Genomic DNA, 7,811 nt, shown 5'->3' with positions numbered 1-7,811 from the left:
AGATAAAAACTCATTTAAATCACTTTGCTATTAAGTACAAATTGATTCTTAGAGCGAACCAGATTGCTTGGCAGGAGCTTAAAAATATGGCAGCTTAAAATTGACCGTGCGTAACATGAGAATTTAACAAAGGGTTCGCTTCTTGATAATTCTATATTAAATGGCATAGTGCCCCCGACTATTATTGAAAATAATCCTATAGTACTTAAGAAATATTAAGGGAAGATTAAGAAAACATTAACAAACTGACTTTTTTGTTTTCATAATGACTTCTAATTAAGGGGGATTAAACAGAGAAGTCCATTGATGATCAGGAAGATCTTAAACAAAACTTGTTTAAAAAACTAATTTAAATATACTGCAGCATTAATTATTGAATTTTTTACGAATGAAAAAAATAGTTTATACCGTTAATGGATTGTTGCACAAACCAGAGGCTAATCAACTCGTTTTCTTAGTTATTCTGAGCTTTTCCCTAATTCTGCATTTAATTTGCATGACCCAAGCTTGCCTCTTGGTGGAGGAGGCCTATTATTGGAACTACTCCCAGCATCTAGATTGGAGTTATTTAGATCATCCCCCTATGGTCGCTTTACTGATTAAGGGCTTTACCAGTTTATTCGGCTCTCATGAGTTTAGTGTGCGAGCCGCTAGCTTATTTTGTTGGTTTATTAGCAGTTTTTTTGCTTACCAATTAGGTGAGTTAATTGAGAAGCACTCGGGACGTTATGCTATTTTCATCTTGGCCACTATTCCCTTTTTCTTTTTCCAATCTATTGTGATAACCCCTGATGTCCCCTTAATTGCATCTTGGTCAGCATGTCTTTATTTTCTCTACCGGGCGTTAATCTTAGAAGAAGCGCAAGCTTGGTATAGTGCGGGTATAAGTTTAGGTCTAGGCCTTCTTTCTAAATATACCATGGGTTTAGTTGCCCTAAGCGCTTTTGTTTATGTGCTTTGTCATGCTAAATCACGCTTTTGGCTTAAACGTAAAGAACCCTATCTAGGCTTACTCCTCGCTTTTTTAGTCTTTTCTCCCGTACTATATTGGAATGCACAACATGAGTGGGTTTCGTTCATTTTTCAAAGTACACGACGATTTAACTCAACGACGTCAATAAACATTCACCATTTGGGGTGGATAGTTTTATTTTTTATTACTCCGATGGGGGTTTGGGGACTTATAGATCTTGCTAAAAAATCGCCCTCGTCAATTAACATAGGTGAGGATAAGAAAAGATTCCTGCAATACTTCACTTTTACCCCTCTTTTATTTTTTGCTGTTTATAGCTTAAATCATGGTGTAAACTTTAACTGGCCTGGCCCCTTATTTTTAGCCTTGCTTCCTTGGCTTTCTTTGCTGATTGTGCATAATCCATTAAAAAAGACTTTATGGTTTATCGGATGTAGTTTTTTGCTGCTCTTGTATAGCGGCGTTTTACTAACGATTAGCTTCAATAAGAACAATTTTATCCAACAAAAAGTTCTCATCAAAGTCATTGCCTGGGATAATTTAATCCAACAACTCACGACTATAGCCGCCAATGAAGAACAAAAAAGTCATAAGCCGGTAGTGTTCGTCCCCTTAGATAATTACCCCATCAACAGTGAATTAGCTTTTTATCAACAATTATTATTTAAAAAAGGACTTATTAATAAATACTATCCTTCTCTAGGCGCCCATATTTTTAATAAGGAAAGTTTAATGTATCGTTATTGGTCCAATAACCAGCCTTTAGCAGATACGCAATTAATTCTTGTTTCTAAAGAAGCTTGGCGCTTTGGTGATCCAGAAGTTACCAAACACCTGCGCACAAAGTCCCAAATTAAATACGTATGGTCACAAGGGCAAGGACAACATCTTAGAAATATTCCTTATTATTATCAGATTGCGCAAATGAAAGATTAGAACTGAACCGTGATCGGATAAACAGGGATACCGTTCAATCTGCAAAGTAAGAATTCGAGGGATTTCATTAACCTGGCGGAAAGAAGGCTCGATTTAGATCGCATTAAGTGGGCCATTAAGTAGCAAGAGACTCTTTTTTTCGCCAAACAATACGAGAATAAAAAAGATAATTAAGCACAGAACCTACCAAAATGCCCGTAGCGACAATTAGATTTTCTTTAACATAACCCGCACCTAAATATTCCACGCCCCATTGCACCCAGGTGCTTTGAAAAACAATCATTAAAATGGAGTAGGCAATAAAAAAAGCCGCCGATCTAAGTTGATTGTTTATAACTCGCCTTTTAAAAGTGAACTGATTATTTAAAATAAAATTATTGAGAATAGCGATACTTACTGCGATTTGGGCGGCAAAAAAAGGAGAGCATTTTAAACGTAACAAATTATAAATAAGACATTGGATGCTCAATCCAACAAGTCCCACTGCGCACATGCCAAAATAAGAATACAACTCACGATAACGCAGGATTCCTAAAACGCGTAAGGAATCAATAATGCTGTTTGCAGGCAATTTACTTTGCCCTTGCTCTCTATCGATAAACTCAATGGGGTATTCCACAATTTTCGCTTTTGCCTGGTGCAGGCGCCATAATAACTCAAGTTTGTAAGCATAATGATTGGAAATAAACTGTTTGGGTAAAACCTCTTTAAGTAGCGAACGACGGGTGGCTCTAAACCCACTCGTAAAATCTTTATATTTTCGAGTTAAGGCACAACGAGCAACTAGATTACCTAATACCGATAAAAATTTACGATGCCAGCCCCAGTTGGGTGGAATACTCCCCCCTTTCACATAGCGACTTCCCACGACCACATCATCAGAACGGAGTTTGTTTATCATTTCGGGTAAATAACGAGGTTGATGGGATAAATCCGCGTCAAACTCGACTACAACATCGGCATGTAATTCATTTACAGCATAATGCATCGCTTGTAAATAAGCAGAACCTAAGCCGGTCTTTTGGGCTTCTGTTTGTAAGTGCAAATTAGGATAAGAATTTTGCAAATCCCTTACAATATTCTGTGTATTATCAGTTGAACAGCTGTCGAAGACTAAGATATGACTAGTAAAATCAGTAGTGGCTAATGCCTGAAATACTTCCTGAATGGTTTTTTTAATGCATAGGGCTTCATTGTAAGTTGGAATAATAATAACTGCTGATTTTATACTTATCACGTCTTGGAACTCCACTTTCTCTTTTTGAACCACTTACAAAGCGATATAGTGTAATACAAGTTAATATGATAAAAAAGCTTAAGAAAAACAAGAGAACAAACTGCCTTGTGTTAGATCGGAATTTATAGAACAACCAACAATAAAGGGATTTAAATGAACCTCTTAACCCAAATTATTAAAGTAGGCATCCTCTTATTTATACTCTTGTCTGCGTTCATTTATTTCATGCAAAGACATTTAATTTATTTTCCCTCACCGATTAGACCTCTGCCCCAGGATTTTGCTGCAACCGATCTTAGCGTGATTCAATTGCATACAGCAGATAATTTAAGTTTAAACGCCTGGTATAAAGCCGCGCCAAAACATCGCCCTACCATTCTTTTTTTTCACGGAAATGCCGGTAACCTCGGTCATAGAATGGCATTAGCGCGACAATTTATTAACGCAGGTTACGGATTTTTATTATTTGATTATCGCGGCTATGGTGGTAATAAAGGTAGTCCAAGCGAACAAGGTTTTTATAAAGATGGCCAGGCGGCGCTTAGATTCTTAAGTGAGCAAGGAGTTAAACCTACTGAGTTGGTTTTATATGGAGAGTCACTGGGTACAGGAGTAGCGAGTCAATTAGCCAGTGAACATTCCTCTTGTGCCTTAATATTACAATCTCCCTTTAGCTCATTAACGAGTTTGGCACGGCGTAACTATCCATGGCTCTTATTGAGTCCCTGGGATAAATTTGATTCTTTATCACGTATAAAAAAAATAAAAACTCCTTTGCTCATCTTACATGGTACCCAGGACACAGTTGTCCCTTATGCTGAAGGTCTAACATTGTTCAAAGCGGCAATAGAGCCTAAGCAGATGATAAGTTTTCCCGGTTATGGGCATAATAATTTATGGGAGGCGCATGATTTTTATCAGCAAGTAAGCCAGTTCATCAAGATTCATTGCCATTAAAATGATTGGGCCTGCAGAGTTACAAGACAGAGAAAGGACAGAAGTTACACCTCCTCTTTATTTTCTCTTTTTATTCACTTTAATGATGCGTACACTTTTTATAGTGTTATCACTTACCCTTAATATTTCGATCTGATAATTTTCAATCATTAAACAGGAATCAGCAGGCGGAATATACCCTAAATACTCAATAATTAAGCCACTTAAAGTGCGCGGTCCAATTAAAGGAAGATTCCATCCCATCATTCTATTTAAATGCCGTAAGGTTAGTCCTGCGTCAATAATGACGGTGCCTTCTTCTTCATGGGTAATATCACGACTGAAAGCAGCAATATCGGTAGTGAACTCGCCAACAATTTCCTCCAGGATATCCTCCATGGTTACCAAGCCCAAAATATCGCCATACTCGTCAACCACAAAACAGCTCCGCCGCTTCATTTTTCTAAAATTTAAAATTTGAATATTTAAAGGGGTCGCTTCCGGAATAAAATAGGGTGCATCCGCAGTATTTAAAAAGCTGTCTAAATCAAGTTTATCTTCTAAAGCAAGATTTAATACATTTCGAACGTGGATCATCCCTTCTATGTGATCAATAGAACCCCGATAGATAGGCAGGCGGGTGTGTTGCGCTGTTTCAAGTTGCTCAAGCATTTGTTGCCAAGGCTGATCTAAATCGATACCGACAATCTCCGATTTAGGCACCATAATATCTTCTACTGTAGCCTGTTCTAAATCGAGTAAACTAATTAACATACTTTTATGTTCTACAGGTAACAAGCCACCGGCTTCGTGAACTACTGAGCGTAACTCTTCGCCAGTAAGCGCTTCTTTTTGAATACGGTCAATCGAAATTCCAAAAACACGCAAGATAGCATTCGAGGTAAAACTAATGACATGCACTAAAGGCGCGAACAAACCCTGCATTATTTTTAAGGGGAGAGAGCAGAGGAATGCAACTTGTTGAGGATAAATAGCCGCCAGGGTTTTGGGTGTCATTTCAGCAAAAACTAAGACCAGTACAGTTAACAAAACCGTAGCAATGGCCACCCCCAAATCCCCATAAAAATGTTGTCCTATTAAGGTTGCAATAGTTGAAGCAACAATATTAGCTAAGGTATTGCCAATGAGTACCACACTGAGCAGTTTATCAGGCCGCGCTAACATTTGGTTTACGCGAATAGCCTGCTTGTTATTTTTTTTTACCAAATGTTTTAATTTGTAGCGATTGATAGACATCATGCCTATCTCTGAGCCAGAAAAAAAAGCCGATAATGCAATTAAAAAAATTAATATAAGCAACAAAGGGGTGAGATGGAGCTGCACGGAATATCCTTAATTTTTTTGTGCAAAAGTACAGGAGTTTAGGTATTAAAACCGCCCAGCGGGGCAGTTTTAATACAGGTAAAATTATTGTTTATTAAATCGCTCAACACAAGACAACACTTCTTGTTTAGCTTCTTCGACACCAACCCAACCCTCAATTTTCACCCATTTACCTTCTTCTAGATCCTTATAATGACTAAAAAAATGTTCCAAGGAAGAGAGTAAGTGCTGCGGTAAATCTTTGTAGGTTTCTACGGAATTATACAATTTACTCACTTTGGAAGTAGGTACAGCGAGTAATTTTGCATCAATGCCTGACTCATCAGTCATTTTTAACATTCCTACAACCCTGCAAGGGATAACTGCACCATTGATTAAAGGTACTGGAGTTACGACTAATACATCCACAGGATCGCCATCTTCCGATAAAGTATTAGGAATATAGCCATAATTAGTTGGATAAAACATAGCCGTAGCCATAAAACGATCTACAAACAAAACTCCAGTTTCCTTATCTACTTCATATTTAACAGGTTCGCCATGCATAGGAATTTCAATGATAACATTAATCTCGTTGGGTATGTCACGGCCACTTTTAATTTGCATTAAACTCATTATGCACCTTTATCCTAATAAAAAACGTCTATTATGCGGAAAATCATCTTAAAAGGCAAAGAGAAGGTGTAATAACTTAGTGAACATGAAGGTGGGGAGCAAAAATAGCATTTATGGTTATCTTCGGTATATAATAGTTTTTTAATTTTTAACCGGTAAACACTCAATGGACTGTTTGTTCTGTAAAATTGCTCAAGGCAAAATACCTGCTTCGGTAATTTTTGAAGATGCAGATATTATGGCTTTTCGTGATATTAAACCACAAGCGCCAACTCATTTACTGGTGATACCTAAACGTCATATTGCTACTCTAAACGACGTGCAGAATAATGATGCGAGCCTCTTGGGTTCCATGATTCTTTGCGCTAAGCAATTAGCTAAAGCAGAAGGGCTCAGTGAACAAGGCTATCGCTTAGTTTTTAATATTAATTCTGGTGGCGGGCAGGAAGTTTACCACATTCATTTACATGTACTGGGCGGACGTCAAATGACTTGGCCGCCAGGTTAGGATTCGTTTGCTATGGAACAACTATTTACAGATTTGCTAAAAGAATTAGGGGAAGATGTTAGCCGAGAAGGACTAAGAGATACCCCATTACGTGCCGCCAACGCCATGCGTTATTTAACGAAAGGTTATCATGAAAGCCTTGATGAAATTATTAATGGTGCCCTATTCGAATCTGATATGAATGAGATGGTGATCACTAAAGACATAGAGCTTTATTCTATGTGTGAACACCATCTTTTACCGTTCATAGGGAAATGCCATGTAGGCTACTTACCTAATCAAAAAGTTATTGGCCTGTCAAAAATCGCCCGCATAGTGGACTTCTTTGCTCGACGGTTACAAATTCAAGAACGTTTAACCGGTGAAATTGCTCAATGTCTGCAAGAAATTACCGGGGCTCGTGGTGTAGCAGTAATTGTTGAAGCCAAACATCTTTGTATGATGATGCGTGGTGTAGAAAAGCAAAACTCAGTGATGACCACCTCGGTAATGTTAGGGGAACTAAAAAATAATCCGAGCAGCAGAATGGAATTTTTAAACCTCATTGGCAAATAAGCATTATGTTTAGCAGAAAAAGAAGTGCTTAGCTGCTCTTTATGCACCACCATGCTTTAGCTCGGAGGAAGGCCTATAATAAAATAATAACTTGGCCTCTCTCCGCGATGCGCGAGGCTGCTGGAAATGCTCTCCTCGAATACAGGTATGCCACAGGGATAAACTTAGTCCAAAGCGCTAATAAAAGCTGTGCCATTTATTAGAGACACCCCAAGCGAGATGGAAAAAAGTCGAATATAGGTTTAAAGCAAAGATGCATGATTTAATTAATTTTACTGGTTATCACGCTATTCTATGTTTAAATGGTGACTTACCCGATAGCTCCTTTTTTGCCAAACTTAATTTACCTATTATCGCTGCGGACGGCGCTGCCAATAGTTTGTTTAAACGCCATATAAAACCCACCTTAATCATTGGAGATCTCGATTCTGTTCATCCCAGGCTCTTAAAGGAACAAGATTTCTTAATAGCTGACGATCAAGAATGCAGTGATTATCAAAAAGCGATGGCTTATTTAGGGGAACAGCATTTATTACCGGCTATCGTTGTCGGAATCAATGGTGGATATTTGGATCACATCTTAAATAATATTAGGCAACGTCCCTGAAGTTTTTATAGACAAGATTTTATTTTGAATTGGTCACAGATTTTTTAATTTCACTTCGATCTACCCCCTCTCCCGCGATAGGAACTTTGATAGTATGATG

The 7,811-nt window shown here is 38.0% G+C and carries 8 protein-coding genes and 1 pseudogene; 5 read left to right on the top strand and 4 right to left on the bottom strand.

Annotated features, from left to right (window positions below; translation table 11 throughout):
• Positions 1-14: 14 nt before the first annotated feature.
• The gene (locus tag ELY15_RS16175; RefSeq protein ID WP_158617461.1) at positions 15-167 is read right to left on the bottom strand and encodes a hypothetical protein; all 153 of its coding nucleotides are present in this window, start codon (positions 165-167) and stop codon (positions 15-17) included.
• A gap of 221 nt (positions 168-388) precedes the next feature.
• Here ELY15_RS16175 and ELY15_RS11685 point away from each other — a divergent pair, with 221 nt between their 5' ends.
• A complete protein-coding gene (locus tag ELY15_RS11685; protein WP_127100221.1) occupies positions 389-1,909 on the top strand; it encodes a glycosyltransferase family 39 protein in 1,521 nt (506 codons plus the stop codon).
• Between the two features lie 115 nt (positions 1,910-2,024).
• On the opposite strand, the gene ELY15_RS11680 is transcribed toward ELY15_RS11685, so the two are convergent.
• Positions 2,025-3,143, bottom strand: a complete 1,119-nt coding sequence (locus ELY15_RS11680; protein WP_370449425.1) for a glycosyltransferase — start codon at positions 3,141-3,143, stop codon at positions 2,025-2,027.
• A 156-nt stretch (positions 3,144-3,299) separates the two neighbouring features.
• On the opposite strand from ELY15_RS11680, the gene ELY15_RS11675 reads away from it, so the two are divergent.
• Complete coding sequence (locus ELY15_RS11675) at positions 3,300-4,103, top strand: alpha/beta hydrolase (RefSeq protein WP_127100217.1); 804 nt, start codon at positions 3,300-3,302, stop codon at positions 4,101-4,103.
• A 57-nt stretch (positions 4,104-4,160) separates the two neighbouring features.
• On the opposite strand, the gene ELY15_RS11670 is transcribed toward ELY15_RS11675, so the two are convergent.
• Both ELY15_RS11670 and ppa read right to left on the bottom strand, forming a co-directional pair.
• Positions 4,161-5,426 (bottom strand): HlyC/CorC family transporter, encoded by a 1,266-nt coding sequence (locus ELY15_RS11670; RefSeq protein ID WP_127100215.1) that lies wholly within the window; start codon positions 5,424-5,426, stop codon positions 4,161-4,163.
• An 84-nt stretch (positions 5,427-5,510) separates the two neighbouring features.
• Entirely contained in the window at positions 5,511-6,041 is a 531-nt protein-coding gene (gene ppa / locus ELY15_RS11665) for an inorganic diphosphatase (protein ID WP_127100213.1), read from the bottom strand.
• A gap of 166 nt (positions 6,042-6,207) precedes the next feature.
• On the opposite strand from ppa, the gene ELY15_RS11660 reads away from it, so the two are divergent.
• From ELY15_RS11660 to ELY15_RS11650, 3 genes and pseudogenes are all read left to right on the top strand, one after another.
• On the top strand, positions 6,208-6,549 hold the full coding sequence (locus ELY15_RS11660) for a histidine triad nucleotide-binding protein (protein ID WP_127100211.1): 342 nt from the start codon (positions 6,208-6,210) through the stop codon (positions 6,547-6,549).
• A 12-nt stretch (positions 6,550-6,561) separates the two neighbouring features.
• A complete protein-coding gene (gene folE, locus ELY15_RS11655; protein ID WP_127100209.1) occupies positions 6,562-7,104 on the top strand; it encodes a GTP cyclohydrolase I FolE in 543 nt (180 codons plus the stop codon).
• A 253-nt stretch (positions 7,105-7,357) separates the two neighbouring features.
• Positions 7,358-7,696: pseudogene (locus ELY15_RS11650) on the top strand (thiamine diphosphokinase); the annotation flags it as partial.
• Positions 7,697-7,811 lie beyond the last annotated feature (115 nt).

The organism is Legionella sp. km772 (assembly GCF_003989735.1).
Classification (GTDB): Bacteria; Pseudomonadota; Gammaproteobacteria; order Legionellales; family Legionellaceae; genus Legionella.
Note: the sequence above shows the minus strand (reverse complement) of the source record. Positions and strands in the feature narration are given on the sequence as shown.